This is a genomic window from Enterobacter cloacae complex sp. HYC080_NIDB (assembly GCF_056673325.1).
On sequence record NZ_CP114212.1, the window covers coordinates 1457418 to 1473752 of the forward strand.

Genomic DNA, 16335 nt, shown 5'->3' on the forward strand with positions numbered 1-16335 from the left:
ATTGCCTGCATGCAACTACTTCTCCTTGTCTGGCGTCAGTATCGCTGGCCCTTCATTGCCGTCATGGCGTTAAGCCTTGCCAGCGCCGCATTGGGTATTGGCCTGATCGCGTTTATTAACGTGCGGTTGATTGAAATGGTCGATACCTCACTCTCTGTTTTGCCAGAGTTTCTCGGCCTGCTGCTGCTGTTGATGGCGGTTACGCTTGGCTCTCAGCTGGCGCTAACCGCGCTCGGCCACCATTTCGTTTTCCGTTTGCGCAGCGAATTTATCAAGCGGATCCTGGACACTCAGGTTGAACGGGTGGAGCAACTTGGCAGCGCCTCCCTGCTGGCGGGGCTGACCAGTGACGTGCGGGCTATCACCATCGCGTTTGTTCGTCTGCCGGAGCTGGTGCAGGGGATCATTCTGACCTTTGGCTCGGCGGCTTATCTTGCCTGGCTCTCCAGTAAAATGCTGGCGGTGACCGCTCTGTGGATTGCCATTACCATCTGGGGCGGCTTTGTGCTGGTGTCACGCGTCTATAAACACATGGCGGTGCTGCGCGAAACGGAAGATAAACTGTATAACGATTACCAGACGGTGCTGGAAGGGCGCAAGGAGCTGACCCTGAACCGCGAGCGCGCCGAGTATATCTTCAATCACCTCTATATCCCGGACGCGCGCGAATATCGGCATCACATCATCCGCGCCGATACTTTCCACCTGAGCGCGGTGAACTGGTCAAATATCATGATGCTGGGTGCCATTGGCCTGGTATTCTGGATGGCGAACAGCCTGGGCTGGGCGGACACCAACGTGGCGGCAACCTACTCACTGACGCTGCTGTTTTTACGCACGCCGCTGCTCTCGGCGGTCGGCGCATTGCCCACCTTGCTGAGTGCACAGGTGGCGTTTAACAAGCTCAAAAAATTCGACCTCGCGCCATTTAAGCCGGAATTCCCGCGCCCGCAAGCCTTCCCGGACTGGCATACGCTGGAGCTGCGCGACGTGACGTTCCGCTATCAGGACAACGCCTTCTCCGTGGGGCCGGTCAACCTGACGATTCACCGCGGTGAACTGCTGTTCCTCATCGGCGGTAACGGCAGCGGTAAATCCACGCTGGCGATGTTGCTCACCGGACTCTACCAGCCGCAGTCGGGCGAGATTTTGCTGGACGGTAAGGCGCTGAGTGCCGGGAAACCTGAGGACTACCGCAAGCTCTTTTCGGCGGTATTTACCGACGTCTGGCTGTTCGATCGGCTGCTCGGCCCTGAAGGGCAGCAGGCCAATCCTGTGCTGGTGGAAAAATGGCTGGCACAGCTGCAGATGTCGCACAAGCTGGAGCTTCAGGACGGTAAAATTCTCAACCTGAAGCTCTCTAAAGGGCAGAAGAAGCGCGTGGCGCTGCTGCTGGCGCTGGCGGAAGAGCGCGATATCATTCTGCTGGACGAATGGGCGGCGGATCAGGATCCTCACTTCCGCCGTGAGTTCTATCAGGTGCTGCTGCCGCTGATGCAGGAGATGGGCAAAACCATTTTCGCCATTAGCCACGACGATCACTACTTCATTCACGCCGACCGTCTGCTGGAGATGCGCGATGGCAAGCTGAGCGAATTGACCGGTGACGAGCGTGCGGCGGCCTCGCGTGATGCGGTGGCGCGCACGGCCTGATGCCCTCACCTTAACCCTCTCCCACAGGGAGAGGGGATAGATCGTGGCCGTAATGCCGTTTTTTTCTTCATCCCGTCCCGTTGTTTATTCTTATTTACATATCCTTGCGCTATGCTTAACGCCAACTCATTTAATGGATTTATGATTGATGTCGGTATTAAAGAAAAACAGCGCCAGGCAGCGCGATCAGGAGCGTGCGCGACTCATCTGGCTTCTCACGACCGATAAAGCGGTCACTTCTACGTTATTAGGCAAACTGACCCTGGCTGAGCAATATGATGTCGGCACTTTAGCCGACGATATTGCTGAGGTAGGTGCGCTGGTTGCTCATTTACCCCCGCCGGATCTGGCGGATACGCTCGAAGCACTTCCCTCCGAAGAGCGTCACGCCCTGTGGCGTCTGGTGCAGGATCACGAGCGCGGGCAGGTACTGCTTGAAGCTTCGGAAAACGTCTGGGATGACCTGATCGACGAGATGAGCGACCGGGACATCCTCGATGCGCTGCAAACGCTGGATATCGACGAACAGATTTACCTTGTACAACACCTGCCGCGTAACCTGACCGGTCGCCTGCTGGCCTCCCTGCCTGCCGATGAGCGCGCCCGTGTCCGTCAGGTGATGCACTACGAGAAAAATAGCGTCGGCGCGATCATGGAGTTTGGCGTTATCACGGTGCGTCCGGACGTCACGCTCGGTACCGTGCAGCGCTACCTGCGTCGCCTGGGCAAGATGCCGGATAACACCGATAAACTGTTCGTTACCTCGCGGGATAAAACCCTGCTGGGCGAGCTGGAGCTGAAAACGATCCTGCTTAACAGCACCCAGCGGCGAGTCAGTGAGGTGATGGAAAACGAGCCGATGGTCTTCTCTCCGGAAGACGATGCTGAAAAAGCGGCACGTACCTTCGAACGTGACGACCTCGTGAGTGCGGCCGTCGTGGATTCCGTCGGCAAGCTGATGGGCCGTCTGACGGTTGATGAGATCGTTGACGTGGTCTACGAAGAGACCGATAACGACCTGCGCGCGCTCGGCGGGATCAGCGCCGAAGATGACGTCCACGCCTCCGTCGGTAAGGCGGTGAAAACGCGCTGGGCGTGGCTTGCCATTAATTTGTGTACCGCCTTTATCGCCTCCCGCGTAATTGATGGCTTTGAACACACCATTTCACAGCTGGTGGCTCTTGCGTCATTGATGCCGATTGTGGCCGGGATTGGCGGCAATACCGGAAACCAGACCATCACGATGATCGTCCGCGCGCTGGCGCTGGAAAATATTCAGCCCGGCAATTTCGCCTTTCTGATCTTCAGGGAGATGGGGGTGGCGCTGATCAACGGCCTGGTGTGGGGCGGCATTATGGGGGGCATCACCTGGTGGCTGTATGACGATATGGCCTTAGGCGGGGTGATGATGCTGGCGATGGTGCTGAATTTACTGGTGGCATCGATGATGGGGGTCATTATTCCACTGACCATGACCAAACTGGGGCGCGACCCCGCGGTGGGGTCGAGCGTGATGATCACTGCCATCACCGATACCGGTGGTTTCTTTATTTTTCTTGGGCTTGCAACGCTTTTTCTGCTTTAAGACGACGTTTAATGCGGGCGGGAAGCAGTGCCATGAGGATAATCCCCCCCAGCACGCCAATCGCCAGGTTACCGGTTGATACCGTTGCGGCGACCGTCACCAGCATCACGACGGTTTCCGCAACCGGTGCATTTTTTACCGTTGCGGGCTGAATGCTGTGCCAGCTGAAGGTTTTGATGGCGACTATCACCATAATGCCTGCCAGCACCGCCATCGGAATTTTAGCCATCACGTCGCTCAGCGCCGTCACCAGCACCAGTAAAACGATACCAGCCGCTAACGTTGAAATACGGCTTCGGCCTTTCCCCATCTCCACGTTGACGATGGTTTGTCCAATCATCGCGCAGCCTGCGATCCCGCCATAGAGCCCGGCCAGGATATTGCCCACGCCCAACCCGATGCTTTCACGGCGTTTACTGGACGGGGTGACGGTCAGTTCATCCACCAGCTTCGCCGTCAGCAGTGACTCCAGCAGCCCGACGAACGCAATGCTTAACGCGCACGGCCAGATAATGCTTAACGTTTCTATGTTCAGGGGGACCAGCAGTTGCGTCAGTCCCGGTAACCCGCCACTCATCGAGCCTTCATCACCCACCGTCGGCAGAATTTGCCCGCTGGTAACGGTGAACAACGTGAGCACCACTATCGCAATCAGCGGGGAAGGGATGCTTTTGATATAGCGCGGCACCCACAGCACGATAAGCAGCGTGAGCACGAACAGGCCGACGATTAACGGGCTTCGGCTCCAGAAGTGCGGAACCTGAGCAAAGAAAATTAAGATGCCGAGGGCGTTAACAAACCCGGTCATCACCGACTGAGGGATAAAGCGCATCAGCCTTGCCATGCCCAGTGCGCCAAACAGTATTTGGATCACCCCCGCCATGAGAACCGCCGGAAGAATGTACTGCACGCCGTGCTGGTGCACCATCGGGCCAATAACCAGCGCCACGGAACCGGCCGCCGCCGTGACCATCGCCGGACGACCGCCCAGCACAGACAAAGCAAAACACAACACCACGGAGGCGATCAGGCTGACTTTGGGATCAACGCCTGCAACCACCGAAAATGAGATCACTTCAGGGACCAGGGCCAGGGCGGTAATGACGCCCGCCAGCGTTTCACGCACCAGAAGTTTTGGCGAGCTAAGGACCGTGGTGACGCGGTCTTCGCCGGGTACAGCAGAATGGGGTAAGGACATAACTCTTCGCAGATTAGGGCAGGCTTCCGTGCGCGCGATCACAAAACGCCACATACTAGCCAGTAAACCCACGATTTACCAGCCACATCGATAATTCCTTACAAACAACCCACCATTAAATTTCACAATTACAATAATTTCGTAACCTTTAAACAATATTTAAAAGTTGTTACCGTGCCTCCGCAGCTTTTTTCACCTGCAATTTCCACGCATCAAGCACTTTTACACTAAGGCATAAATTATGAAAAAAATGACTGCCATGCTCTTTTCTCTGGCCGTGGGGCTTAACACCGTCTCTATGGCGGCGAAAGCTGACACCCCTAAAGAGCAGGAAACGGACGTCCTTTTAATTGGTGGCGGTATCATGAGCGCCACGCTGGGAACCTATCTGCAAGAACTTCAGCCGGACTGGTCCATGACCATGGTCGAGCGCCTTGATGGCGTGGCGCAGGAAAGTTCGAACGGCTGGAACAACGCCGGTACCGGACATTCGGCACTCATGGAACTGAACTATACGCCGCAGAAAAAGGACGGTTCCATTAGTATCGAGAAGGCGGTAGAGATCAACGAAGCGTTTCAGATCTCACGCCAGTTCTGGTCTCACCAGGTCAACAGCGGCGTGATGCATGACCCGCACTCCTTCATTAACACCGTACCGCACATGAGCTTTGTGTGGGGCGAGCAGAACGTCAACTTCCTGCGCGCGCGTTACGCTGCGCTGCAGCAGAGCACGCTCTTCCGTGGGATGAAATACTCTGAAGACCACGCTCAGATCAAAGAGTGGGCGCCGCTGGTGATGGAAGGTCGTGACCCGAACCAGAAAGTGGCCGCGACCCGGACCGAAATTGGTACCGACGTTAACTATGGCGAAATTACCCGTCAGCTGGTGACGTCTCTGAAGAAGAAAGAGAACTTCAACCTGCAGCTCAGCACCGAAGTGCGTGGTTTTAAGCGCAACGCGGATAACAGCTGGAGCGTGACCGTTGCCGATCTGAAAAACAACGAAGCCGAGCACGTCATCAAGGCGAAGTTTGTCTTTATTGGTGCCGGTGGGGCGGCGCTGAAACTGCTGCAGGAGTCCGGTATTCCTGAAGCTGACGACTATGCGGGCTTCCCGGTTGGCGGTCAGTTCCTGGTATCCGAGAACCCGGAAGTGGTGAATCGTCATCTGGCAAAAGTGTACGGTCAGGCTTCCGTCGGTGCACCGCCGATGTCTGTTCCGCACATCGACACCCGTATGCTTGACGGTAAGCGCGTGGTGCTGTTCGGACCGTTCGCGACCTTCTCTACCAAGTTCCTGAAAAATGGCTCCCTGTGGGATCTGCTCAGCGCCACGACCACCTCTAACGTCAAGCCGATGATGGACGTGGGTCTGGATAACTTCGATCTGGTGAAATATCTCATCAGCCAGGTGATGCTCTCTGACGAGGAACGCTTCGAGGCGCTGAAAGAGTACTATCCGCAGGCGAAGAAAGAAGACTGGCGTCTGTGGCAGGCGGGACAGCGCGTTCAGATCATCAAGCGTGACCCGAAAGAGGGCGGCGTGCTGCGTCTGGGTACGGAAGTGGTGAGCGATAAGGATGGCACGATTGCCGCGCTGCTGGGCGCGTCACCGGGTGCATCTACTGCTGCGCCAATCATGCTGCACCTGATGGAAAAAGTGTTTAAAGATAAAGTTGCCAGCCCGGAATGGCAGGCGAAGCTGAAAACGATTATTCCATCCTACGGTACGAAGCTGAACGGGAATGTCGACGCGACGGAGCAGGAGCTGGAATACACCAGCCGCGTATTGCAGTTGCAATATGTGAAGCCGCAGGCAGCGGATGCTGCGCCAAAGGCGGAACTGAAGCCTCAGGCTGAAAACAAACCGGTTGCGGATATCGCCCTGTAAGGTAAAAGCAAAACGGTAACATTCGTTACCGTTTTTAGTGTTGTAGGTCGGGTAAGGCGAAGCCGCCACCCGACTTAATTTCAACGTACTACCGCTTGTCCGACATTCTCATCCGCTTTCCATACGCGGTATTTCACTTCTACGTTTTCAGGCGTATACACCACGACAGGCAACTTGCTGTTATAGCGCAGCAGACTGTTATCACCCAGATATGCCGTTACAAATTTCTTCTCTTTCTTGCCGTCCGGGCACGCCATCATGGTGGAGACGGGGGAGGTCACTTTGTCGAAGATGTAGTAATCGTAGCCCCAACCTTCCAGCGTTTTGCTCTCCAGCTGGCCGCCCAGTCGGTGCTGGTTACAATCCACTTCCAGCGTTTTACCAATCAACAGCTCCACTTTGTAGTTCGCTTCGTCCTGCAGAACCGGTAGCTGAATCACCTGACGTTTCATCCCTTTGTCCGCTTTCGGATAGGGGGCAACTTTTTCCAGCGGCTGCTCTTTTTGGGTTTCACTGGCGAAAGCGCCGGTGCTGATGCACGCGGCAATCAGGGCGATGGCAAATTTAGGTGCGTTTTTCATTGTCATTCCTTTATGTCAAAACGAGCCGAATCAGATTAGCATAACACTTATGAATGATTAGCGTCATTTACTTACATTTTCAATATAAGTAGTGTAATGAACCTGACTTGAACTATAAATCCAGTTTTTTGTGCTGAAATGGTATCTGGCGGCAGATCGTGTTATTTTGAACGCCACATAATGTTATTCATCTGTAAAGGGAAGAGAGATGGTTCGTGCAAAACTGAAAACACCTGAAGGCCGCAAGTTCCTCCTGGCGCTACTGGTTGTGTTTATGATTGCGGCCGCGTGCGTGGGGCGGGCAACCATTGTTGGCGTTATCGAACAGTACAACATTCCTCTCTCCGCCTGGACCACCAGCATGTATGTTCTGCAATCGGCGATGATCTTCGTTTACAGCCTTGTCTTCACCGTTCTGCTTGCCATCCCGCTGGGCATTTTCTTCCTGGGTGGACGTGAGAAGCACTAAGCGCCGACGTGCGATAAGGAAGCCATCCTGCGGGGTGGCTTTTTTATGCATAAAAAAAACCAGCCATAAGAGGCTGGTTTTCAATGTGTTTTTGGTCGGCACGAGAGGATTTGAACCTCCGACCCCCGACACCCCATGACACCGTTGTTAAATCGCTGAAAGCCGCGTCGTTACTGATGTTATCTCGGTTGCGTATGTATAAACAAACAGTGCTTTTTCTGCAAAATCCGCGCCTTAAACATCAATGAGTTAGGAGTGGATTTTCCCCATCTAGTTTGGTCAAACAACCCTACTAGATTTTAGGTGGACACGAGTATAGGATTTACATAATTTGTCTACTTAATAAGGAAGAGTATATGACCAATTTGTATAAGTTCATGGGTGCTGATATAGCCGATAAATTAATGATAGATGAAAATCATATTGGTATAAAATTTTCTCACTTGCATGAATACAATGACCCATATGAGTTTTTCCTCACAATTGATTTTAACCGCGGTCCTGATGAATTGGCTTTTTACAATGAAATGATCAGCATGCTTACAAAGCAACCGGCCACTTGCTTTACAAAAAGTCCTGTAATATCCCCAATGTGGGCGCATTATGCAGGCAATTCATCTGGATTTGTGATAGAAATTAACGAAGAGAAGTTTAAAAACTTCTTGAATGAAATCGGCTTCAAAGAACTTTGCGCAATAGCAGATGTTGAGTATATGGACTCTCCAGATGAAGGCATTGAAGATGTTCTGGCAAGAGCATTTCATATCTGTAAGCCTCGTTATATTTATTTGCTCATTTCATATGTTAGAAGAGCAGCATACTTGACTAAGCAAACTTGCTGGAGTTATGAGCAAGAAAGACGAGTGATAATTGATGAGAAAGCGCTTACCAAACCAAACGACTGGCTAATGCTACTTCCTGTACCAATTACTTGTATAACGGGCGTCATAGTTGGGCACAAATCAAATGATGCGTTGAAGCAAAAAATTCAGGATTTAGCTAAAAAGGCTAAGTGCAGGTATTTTGAGATGGTAATAGGTAAAACAACTACCGCACCATTTCTTTTGTCTAAGAATCTTAAATCACACCAGTTTGTTGATGGGAAGATAGAAGCTGTTTCTCGTCAATGTAAAAAATGTCATGAGCCATTAGATTTCGATAGTAAGGTTTGTGGTTGGTGTGGGATTACTCAGCAAGATGTAAAAATGGCTGCACATCGAAATTCTTTTAGAATGATAGATAGCTATGGAGGGTTGGAAAGATACATTTCCGCAATGAACGCTATTACTGATAAATTTCATGGGAAAAAGTAGTTCACGATTATATTTTTTGGTATAGGGCTTTAACTCAATTAATCTCAGCCCTATACCTTATGAATAACTTATCTAAGTTAAAAACTAATGAAGTAGAAAGGTTTTATAGTCATCCGGTTTTTATTTCCCCATGAGGAACAATAACCCAATCGATATGATTACGAGTATAAATCTTCTGACCTGCTCCCCGTTGATTAATACACCGTGATGTTAGTAATGTCTTCATAAGCCACATGAGGACATCCCCATGAAGAAGCGTTTTTCCGACGAACAGATCATATGTATTCTCCGCGAGGCCGAAGCCGGCGTTTCTGCCCGTGAGCTCTGCCGTAAGCACGCCATTTCCGACGCCACCTTTTACACATGGCGTAAGAAGTATGGCGGTATGGAGGTGCCTGAGGTTAAGCGCCTGAAGTCGCTTGAGGAAGAGAACGCCAGACTCAAGAAGCTGCTTGCTGAAGCCATGCTGGATAAGGAGGCGCTTCAGGTGGCTCTTGGGCGAAAGTACTGACGACAGACCAGAAGCGGGAAGCCGTGGAAGTCATGTGCGAGGCTAAGGGTCTGTCGCAACGTCGTGCCTGCGGGCTGGCAGGTCTGTCCCTGTCAACCTGCCGATATTCGGCTCAGCGTCCGGCTGCTGACGCGCAGCTGTCTCTACGCATCACAGAGCTGGCACTTGAACGCCGCCGTTTTGGTTACCGGCGTATCTGGCAGCTTCTGCGACGTGAAGGTCTTTGCGTTAACCACAAGCGGGTTTACCGCATCTATCAACTTAATGGCCTGAGTGTAAAACGCAGACGACGTCGTAAAGGGCTGGCAACAGAACGTCTGCCGCTGCTCCGCCCGATGGCGCCCAATCTGACCTGGTCAATGGATTTCGTCATGGACGCACTGGCCACAGGTCGCAGGATCAAGTGCCTGACCTGCGTGGATGATTTCACAAAGGAATGCCTGACGGTCACTGTTGCCTTCGGGATTTCAGGCGTGCAGGTCACGCGTATTCTGGACAGCATTGCGCTGTTTCGCGGCTATCCGGCTACGATAAGAACCGATCAGGGCCCGGAGTTTACCTGCCGCGCACTCGATCAGTGGGCTTTTGAGCATGGTGTGGAGCTGCGACTTATCCAGCCCGGCAAGCCAACGCAGAACGGATTTATTGAGAGTTTTAACGGACGCTTTCGTGATGAATGCCTGAATGAGCACTGGTTCAGCGATATTGTTCACGCCAGGAAGATCATTAATGACTGGCGACTGGATTATAACGAGTGTCGACCACATTCATCACTGAATTACCTGACGCCGGCTGAATTTGCAGCGGGCTGGCGAAACGGGAAATATGAAGAAAAACCAACCGACATTACTAACTGAAGGTTGTATCTAACTCTGGGGGCAGGTCACGATAGGACAACAAACGGAAGTGAGAACTGATACTGGATCCTGCGTAACATGGGAAGGGTATTCTGATGGGGTTAGTTTCGCCAGCTACTGACTATGTTGAACATCTGATAGTCTTTTGGGAGTGATGACGACTACCGAGTGAAGAAAATGTCGTGCATCTAGGTATGTACGATTCAGGATAAACAAGTTATAAAACAGCAGGATATTGTTTTTTTATTTTTTTTCTAAAGGATCTGCAATGGTTGCCGATAGTAAATTTAGCGGCGCAAGAGCCTAGTGGTGGAAGCCGTAAACTTAAATTACGACCAGTCAAACAGGAACAACTATCATGGCACAAGTCATCAATACCAACAGCCTCTCGCTGATCACTCAGAACAACATCAACAAGAACCAGTCTGCTCTGTCTTCTTCTATCGAGCGTCTGTCTTCCGGTCTGCGTATCAACAGCGCTAAAGATGACGCTGCGGGCCAGGCTATCGCTAACCGCTTCACCTCTAACATCAAAGGTCTGACTCAGGCTGCACGTAACGCAAACGACGGTATCTCTCTGGCGCAGACCACTGAAGGCGCGCTGTCTGAAATCAACAACAACCTGCAGCGTGTTCGTGAACTGACCGTTCAGGCGACCACCGGTACTAACTCTGATTCTGACCTGTCTTCAATCCAGGACGAAATCAAATCCCGTCTGGACGAAATTGATCGAGTTTCTCAGCAAACTCAGTTCAACGGCGTGAGCGTGCTGTCTAAAAATGGCGAAATGAAAATTCAGGTAGGAGCGAATGACAACCAGACCATCTCCATTAATCTCAGCCAAATAGACTCAACTTCTCTGGGTCTTGATAAATTTAATGTTGCAAGTGGCTTTACTGCAGTTGGTTCTTCGTTAACAGGTAAAGATGGTTCTAATAAAGATGTAACAGTTGCTAGCGCTGACGTGAAGGATACTGCTGGGGAAGCTGTCAAGCTTTATACTTATAAAGATACCGCCGGTGATACTCAATTTGCTACCAAAGATGCTGATGGTAACTACACCAAAGCACAAGTTGCATTTACAGCAGCTGTGGCAGCAAACCCAACAGCTACTCCTCCTGTTGAAGCGGCTGCGGCTAAGGCTGTAGTAACTACTTCTACAGATGCTGTGAATGATAATTCGGTCACTAAAACAGCCAGTCCTCTGGGAGCACTCGACGATGCGATCGCATCTGTTGATAAATTCCGTTCTTCTCTTGGTGCGGTGCAGAACCGTCTGAGCTCTGCGGTAACCAACCTGAACAATACCACAACTAACCTGTCAGAAGCGCAGTCCCGTATTCAGGACGCCGACTATGCGACCGAAGTGTCAAATATGTCTAAAGCGCAGATCATCCAGCAGGCCGGTAACTCCGTACTGTCGAAAGCTAATCAGGTTCCTCAGCAGGTTCTTTCTCTGCTGCAAGGCTAATTTCATATTAAGCTTTAAAGCCCCATATTTGGGGCTTTTTAAATTGTGGAATATAGGGGTTATAACTAGTCAAATCCCTCAATCAAAGTTCATAATATGATTTAGTATTTGAGCACTTTCATTCCATTCGTGCAGGTCCATTTGTGATTAAAAAACAGGCGTTCAAATTCCGGCTTGAACCTAATAAAAGCCAGTCGTCTGACTTTTTTATGTTTGCTGGTTCCTGTCGTTTTGTTTATAACAAAGCCCTTGCTCTTCTCAACGATAATTACCATTCTGGCAAGAAATTCATGGGTTACAATCAACTAGCTACAGAGTTAGTTGAGTGGAAAAGTGAAGAAAGCCTTTCCTGGTTGAAAGCTTCTCCTTCCCAGTGCTTGCAGCAATCTCTAAGAGATTTAGATAGAGCTTTCCGGAATTTTTTCTCCGGAAAAGCACAATATCCAAAGTTTAAAAAGAAAGGGCGGCATGATTCCTTCCGTATTCCATGTCAAAGGGTTAGAGTAGATCAAGATAAGAAAATGGTGTCTCTCCCCAAAGTCGGTTGGGTAAAATATCGAAAAAGTCGTGAAATCATTGGAGAGTTAAAAAACGTAACCATTTCCATGAAGCAAGATAAGTGGTACATCAGTTTTAATACAGAGAGTATGGTCCCTGACCCAATGCATCCTTCTGATATCAAAACAAAAATTGTACTTAGTGATCAGTGTGAGTTTCCTATCCGGTTGGATAGCAGCATGGATAGTTCTCATCAGCTTGATGAAGTAAAAAAATTAGCCCGACTTAATAGAATATTAATCAGAAGAATTAAGTACAGCAGTAATTGGTTGAAAACTAAAGGGAAAATTGACAGGATAAAGGCAAGGTTAGCTAGGTGCAGGCTAGATAACATCCATAAAGTAACTACAGCAATTTGTAAAAAACACGCAGTTGTTGAGGTTTTGAGCTTGATGGATTCAGTATCGGATAAAAATGATATCACTCTGAGCATGAGATACGAATTTGTCAGACAGCTAATTTACAAACAAGAGTGGCTGGGTGGTGAAGTTATTCGCCGAGAGTTAGCCTAGTAACGCCTGTTTTCGAGATGATGTAGTACTAAATGATGAAATTTATGCGGCAGGGCATGTCGTTTCTGCTTGTCGAGGAAGGTTACTTAAACTTCCGTTGAAGCAAGAATCTCATGATTGCATCTGAGAGTGTCAACGTCTGGTCCAATATGTTTAAAATAGAAGTATCCAAGTAGTGATGGAGTTAATTTGCGAGTTTTTTATTTGTGAAAATTAAGAACTGACCCCTTACACAAGGTAATTGCGAACAACCGGATATCTTCAATGAAACTGTTCCTCAGAGGGGGCTTAAGGTTAGGCTCAAAGCCTTAGCCCAGTAACAGGCAGAGCCGCTATACTTAGGCATTATTTCCCCGGTTTTTCCCCAGTTATTCCCCGCACAAAAAACAGTAAAGAAAAACCAGCCGTAAGAGGCTGGTTTTCAGTGTGTTTTTGGTCGGCACGAGAGGATTTGAACCTCCGACCCCCGACACCCCATGACGGTGCGCTACCAGGCTGCGCTACGTGCCGACGCATAAAAAGATACTACTCGATTCCGTTTCGAATGCAAGAGAATCTGTCGCTAACTGGTTTATAATTAATCAGTTAGCGATAAAGCGCTTCTCATCCGTCAGGACCTGCAGCAACAGGCTCAGCTGCGGTTTCTGGTCCTTCAACCGTTCACCCTGTAGATTATACGTCTGGTAATTTCCGTTACTGTTCAGCACCAGCGTCAGCGTCGGTGTGGTCACCGCCAGCGTGTTACCGTCTGCTGATGTCACCCAATTATGGCGGCGCGCGGCGCTGAAAAGATCCTGCCCCTGCGAATACTCGTTTGCTGGCGTACTGACGTGCAGCAGGCGTTGCATCAGGGTCGTCATAACATCTTTATGTTCAGTGAGCATATTGATGCGCTGCGCCGGCGTTCCCGGCCAGTGGATCACCAGCGGTACATGCAGGTTCGGGCGTGACCAGCTCATGCTCTTCGTATCGTCGCCGAGCGGTACACCATGGCCTGCGGTCACAATCACGACAGTGTTATCGAGCTTGCCTGATTCGCGTAGCGCGTCAAGAACGCGGCCGATCTGCGCGTCAACATTGCTGGCCGCACGGCTGTATCGGCGGGCAAAGCCAGTCTGGTTGCTGTCGTCAAGCGTGGTGCCGTTAAAGGCCACCCACGAGAACCAGCGGTTATCTTCCTGGGCGTAGCGCTGCAGCCAGTTTATCCACTGGTTTGCGGTCTGGGTATCAGACTGGCTCTGCGCAGCAGGCAGCGAGAAATCAGACAACAGCGCCTGGCGGTAGAGTGGGCTGTTAAAGCCATCGGATGAGAACAACCCTAACTGATAGCCTTGCTGATTCAGTCCGGTAATTAGCGCCGCAGGAATGCGTGCAGCCAGAACGCCATCCATATATCCGGCAGAAATGCCATAGAACAGGCCAAAGATGCCCGCATCGGTAGTGTTCCCGGAACTCATATGCTGGGTGAACGAGACGTTTTGACTCGCGAAATCGGCCAGCGCAGGCATCTGCTTCTCGTAACGGGAATAGTTCAGACCATCGACGGTAATCAGCAGGACGTTTTGTCCGCGGCCCATATCGCGATAGCGCAGTTCACTCAGCGGATACTGAACGCTGACCGCTTCCGGATTACCCTGTTCGACCAGACGACGCTGATACTCCTGGGCATCTAACAGGCCGTGTTTCTCAAGGAAGCGACGGGCCGTCATTGGGTACGAGAGCGGCAGGTTGGCACGCTGCATCGTAATAGGGCGATAGAAGTTCGCATCCGCCCAGATGTACATGATGTGCGAACTGATAAATGAGATGAAAAAGAGTGCGGCGACGGGCTTCGCGTAGTGGCGGCGTCGGGTCAGGCTGCGGAGCTTTTGCCAGCTCCAGGTGGCGAACAACATCTCAATCAGCAGGATCACCGGGACGCTAATAAACATCAGTTGCCAGTCACGGGCCGTTTCGTTCTGGTCAGGGTTGATCACCAGTTCCCAGACGATAGGGTTAAGATGCAGGTGGAAACGGGTGAACACTTCACTGTCGATAAGCAGCAGCGTCATCCCTGCTGTGGCAAGGATTGCGGATAAGAACCGCATCAGACGCTGCGACATGACGATAAACGTCAGAGGAAACAGGATCAGCAGATAGGTGGCGAATACCAAAAAGCTAAAATGACCGACAACGCTTATCCAGGAGTAGATACGCCCGGTTAGCGTGGTTGGCCAGTCTGCGACAAACAGATAACGACAGCCAATCACCGCCGCTAACAGAATGTTAAACAGGGCAAACCAGTGTCCCCAGCTGACCATCTGGGAGACTTTTTCACGGTAGCGCTGACGATTCGTCACCATAAACTGTTGTTCGTTTCCCTTAATGGGCCTGGTCGTTGCTGACGGATGACTGTAACGCCTGGGCGAAAGATTTTGCGATCGCCTGACGCTGAGCCGGAGCAACGCTGGTGTTGATAAGGTTGGTGACCATATTTCCCAAAACCATCAGGGAGAGATCGGTCGGCGTTTTATGTTTTTCCAGTACGTTGACCAGCTCACTGAGCAGTTGTTCAACGTGTTCATCACTGTAGCGGGAATGTTGTGGCATAAATCAAAATCAGTTTGTTGATGAAAGGGCAACATATTACCGTAGCAACAGCTTTTTTTCCCCTTTTTTATCTGTTGTTGCACACATGTCCTGGTGGTGGTTGAATACCGCCCGGTCTAAAAGGAGAGTTTATCATGAGTCTGGAAATCAACCAGATTGCCTTGCACCAGCTTATCAAGCGTGATGAGCAAACCCTTGAAGTGGTGCTACGCGATTCGTTACTGGAACCCACGGCGACCGTTGTGGAAATGATGGCTGAGTTGCATCGCGTCTACAGCGCCAAAAATAAAGCCTATGGTCTGTTCAGCGAAGAGAGTGAACTGGCTGATAGCCTGCGCCTGCAGCGTCAGGGGGAAGAGGATTTCCTGGCGTTTAGCCGCGCGGCCACCGGGCGTCTGCGCGACGAGCTGGCAAAATATCCCTTCGCCGACGGCGGCATCGTCCTGTTCTGCCACTATCGCTACCTGGCGGTAGAGTATCTGCTGGTTACCGTACTGAACAACTTGAGCAGTATGCGCGTGAATGAGCAACTGGATATCAGCTCGACGCATTATCTGGATATCAACCATGCGGATATTGTGGCGCGGATTGATTTGACCGAGTGGGAAACCAACCCGGAATCGACCCGCTACCTGACCTTCCTGAAAGGGCGTGTGGGCCGCAAAGTGGCCGATTTCTTTATGGATTTCCTCGGCGCCAGCGAAGGACTTAACGCCAAAGCGCAGAACAAAGGGTTGTTGCAGGCGGTAGATGACTTTACGGCTGAGGCGCAGCTCGATAAATCTGAACGCCAGAACGTGCGTCAGCAGGTTTACAGCTACTGCAACGAACAGCTGCAGGCGGGGGAAGAGATTGAGCTGGAGTCGCTCTCAAAAGAGCTGGCGGGCGTCAGCGAAGTCAGCTTCCAGGCGTTCACCGCAGAGAAAGGCTATGAGCTTGAAGAGAGCTTCCCAGCGGATCGCAGTACGCTGCGTCAGTTAACCAAATTTGCCGGGAGCGGCGGTGGGTTAACCATCAACTTCGATGCCATGCTGCTGGGGGAACGTATCTTCTGGGATCCTGCCACCGATACGCTGACCATCAAAGGCACGCCGCCAAACCTGCGCGATCAGCTTCAGCGTCGCACCTCGGGCGGTAAATAACCACC

The 16335-nt window shown here is 51.1% G+C and carries 13 protein-coding genes and 1 tRNA gene; 9 read left to right on the forward strand and 5 right to left on the reverse strand.

Going from position 1 to position 16335, the window contains the following annotated elements; genetic code table 11:
- Window positions 1–9 precede the first annotated feature (9 nt).
- Together O1723_RS06925 and mgtE are read left to right on the forward strand one after the other, a co-directional pair.
- Entirely contained in the window at window positions 10–1653 is a 1644-nt protein-coding gene (locus O1723_RS06925; protein ID WP_014884602.1) for a multidrug ABC transporter permease/ATP-binding protein, read from the forward strand.
- A gap of 148 nt (window positions 1654–1801) precedes the next feature.
- On the forward strand, window positions 1802–3238 hold the full coding sequence (gene mgtE, locus O1723_RS06930; RefSeq protein WP_014884601.1) for a magnesium transporter: 1437 nt from the start codon (window positions 1802–1804) through the stop codon (window positions 3236–3238).
- Here the strand turns inward: mgtE and O1723_RS06935 are convergent.
- Entirely contained in the window at window positions 3201–4490 is a 1290-nt protein-coding gene (locus tag O1723_RS06935; RefSeq protein ID WP_023337555.1) for a SulP family inorganic anion transporter, read from the reverse strand. The two genes, mgtE and O1723_RS06935, sit on opposite strands and share 38 nt — an antisense overlap.
- Window positions 4491–4677: 187 nt before the next feature.
- On the opposite strand from O1723_RS06935, the gene mqo reads away from it, so the two are divergent.
- Window positions 4678–6327 (forward strand): malate dehydrogenase (quinone), encoded by a 1650-nt coding sequence (gene mqo, locus O1723_RS06940; RefSeq protein ID WP_014884599.1) that lies wholly within the window; start codon window positions 4678–4680, stop codon window positions 6325–6327.
- An 80-nt stretch (window positions 6328–6407) separates the two neighbouring features.
- Here mqo and eco read toward each other — a convergent pair whose 3' ends face one another.
- Window positions 6408–6908 carry a serine protease inhibitor ecotin gene (gene eco / locus O1723_RS06945; RefSeq protein ID WP_014884598.1) on the reverse strand — a complete coding sequence of 167 codons (501 nt, stop codon included), beginning with the start codon at window positions 6906–6908 and terminating at the stop codon, window positions 6408–6410.
- Between the two features lie 208 nt (window positions 6909–7116).
- Here eco and O1723_RS06950 point away from each other — a divergent pair, with 208 nt between their 5' ends.
- From O1723_RS06950 to O1723_RS06970, 5 genes are all read left to right on the forward strand, one after another.
- Entirely contained in the window at window positions 7117–7377 is a 261-nt protein-coding gene (locus tag O1723_RS06950) for a DUF2534 family protein (RefSeq protein WP_008500962.1), read from the forward strand.
- Window positions 7378–7733: 356 nt separating this feature from the next.
- Window positions 7734–8690 (forward strand): DUF2971 domain-containing protein, encoded by a 957-nt coding sequence (locus O1723_RS06955; RefSeq protein WP_248190592.1) that lies wholly within the window; start codon window positions 7734–7736, stop codon window positions 8688–8690.
- Between the two features lie 247 nt (window positions 8691–8937).
- Window positions 8938–10058 (forward strand): IS3-like element ISKpn34 family transposase gene (locus O1723_RS06960; RefSeq protein ID WP_100245182.1). Its coding sequence is split into 2 segments (ribosomal slippage): window positions 8938–9196 and window positions 9196–10058, totalling 1122 coding nucleotides; the frame shifts between segments, so codons are not numbered across the junction.
- A gap of 358 nt (window positions 10059–10416) precedes the next feature.
- Complete coding sequence (locus tag O1723_RS06965) at window positions 10417–11529, forward strand: FliC/FljB family flagellin (protein ID WP_063161425.1); 1113 nt, start codon at window positions 10417–10419, stop codon at window positions 11527–11529.
- Between the two features lie 143 nt (window positions 11530–11672).
- Window positions 11673–12599: an RNA-guided endonuclease InsQ/TnpB family protein gene (locus tag O1723_RS06970; RefSeq protein ID WP_023337454.1), complete on the forward strand. Its 927-nt coding sequence runs from the start codon at window positions 11673–11675 to the stop codon at window positions 12597–12599.
- Between the two features lie 433 nt (window positions 12600–13032).
- Here O1723_RS06970 and O1723_RS06975 read toward each other — a convergent pair.
- The 3 genes from O1723_RS06975 to O1723_RS06985 all read right to left on the reverse strand — a co-directional run bounded on the left by O1723_RS06975 (window position 13033) and on the right by O1723_RS06985 (window position 15188).
- Window positions 13033–13109: transfer RNA gene (locus O1723_RS06975), tRNA-Pro, on the reverse strand.
- A gap of 71 nt (window positions 13110–13180) precedes the next feature.
- The gene (gene yejM / locus O1723_RS06980; RefSeq protein ID WP_014884597.1) at window positions 13181–14941 is read right to left on the reverse strand and encodes an LPS biosynthesis-modulating metalloenzyme YejM; all 1761 of its coding nucleotides are present in this window, start codon (window positions 14939–14941) and stop codon (window positions 13181–13183) included.
- A gap of 19 nt (window positions 14942–14960) precedes the next feature.
- Window positions 14961–15188 (reverse strand): YejL family protein, encoded by a 228-nt coding sequence (locus O1723_RS06985; RefSeq protein ID WP_014884596.1) that lies wholly within the window; start codon window positions 15186–15188, stop codon window positions 14961–14963.
- 134 nt (window positions 15189–15322) lie between these two features.
- Between O1723_RS06985 and yejK the strand changes: the two genes are divergently transcribed.
- A complete protein-coding gene (gene yejK / locus O1723_RS06990) occupies window positions 15323–16330 on the forward strand; it encodes a nucleoid-associated protein YejK (RefSeq protein WP_014884595.1) in 1008 nt (335 codons plus the stop codon).
- Window positions 16331–16335: the final 5 nt, after the last annotated feature.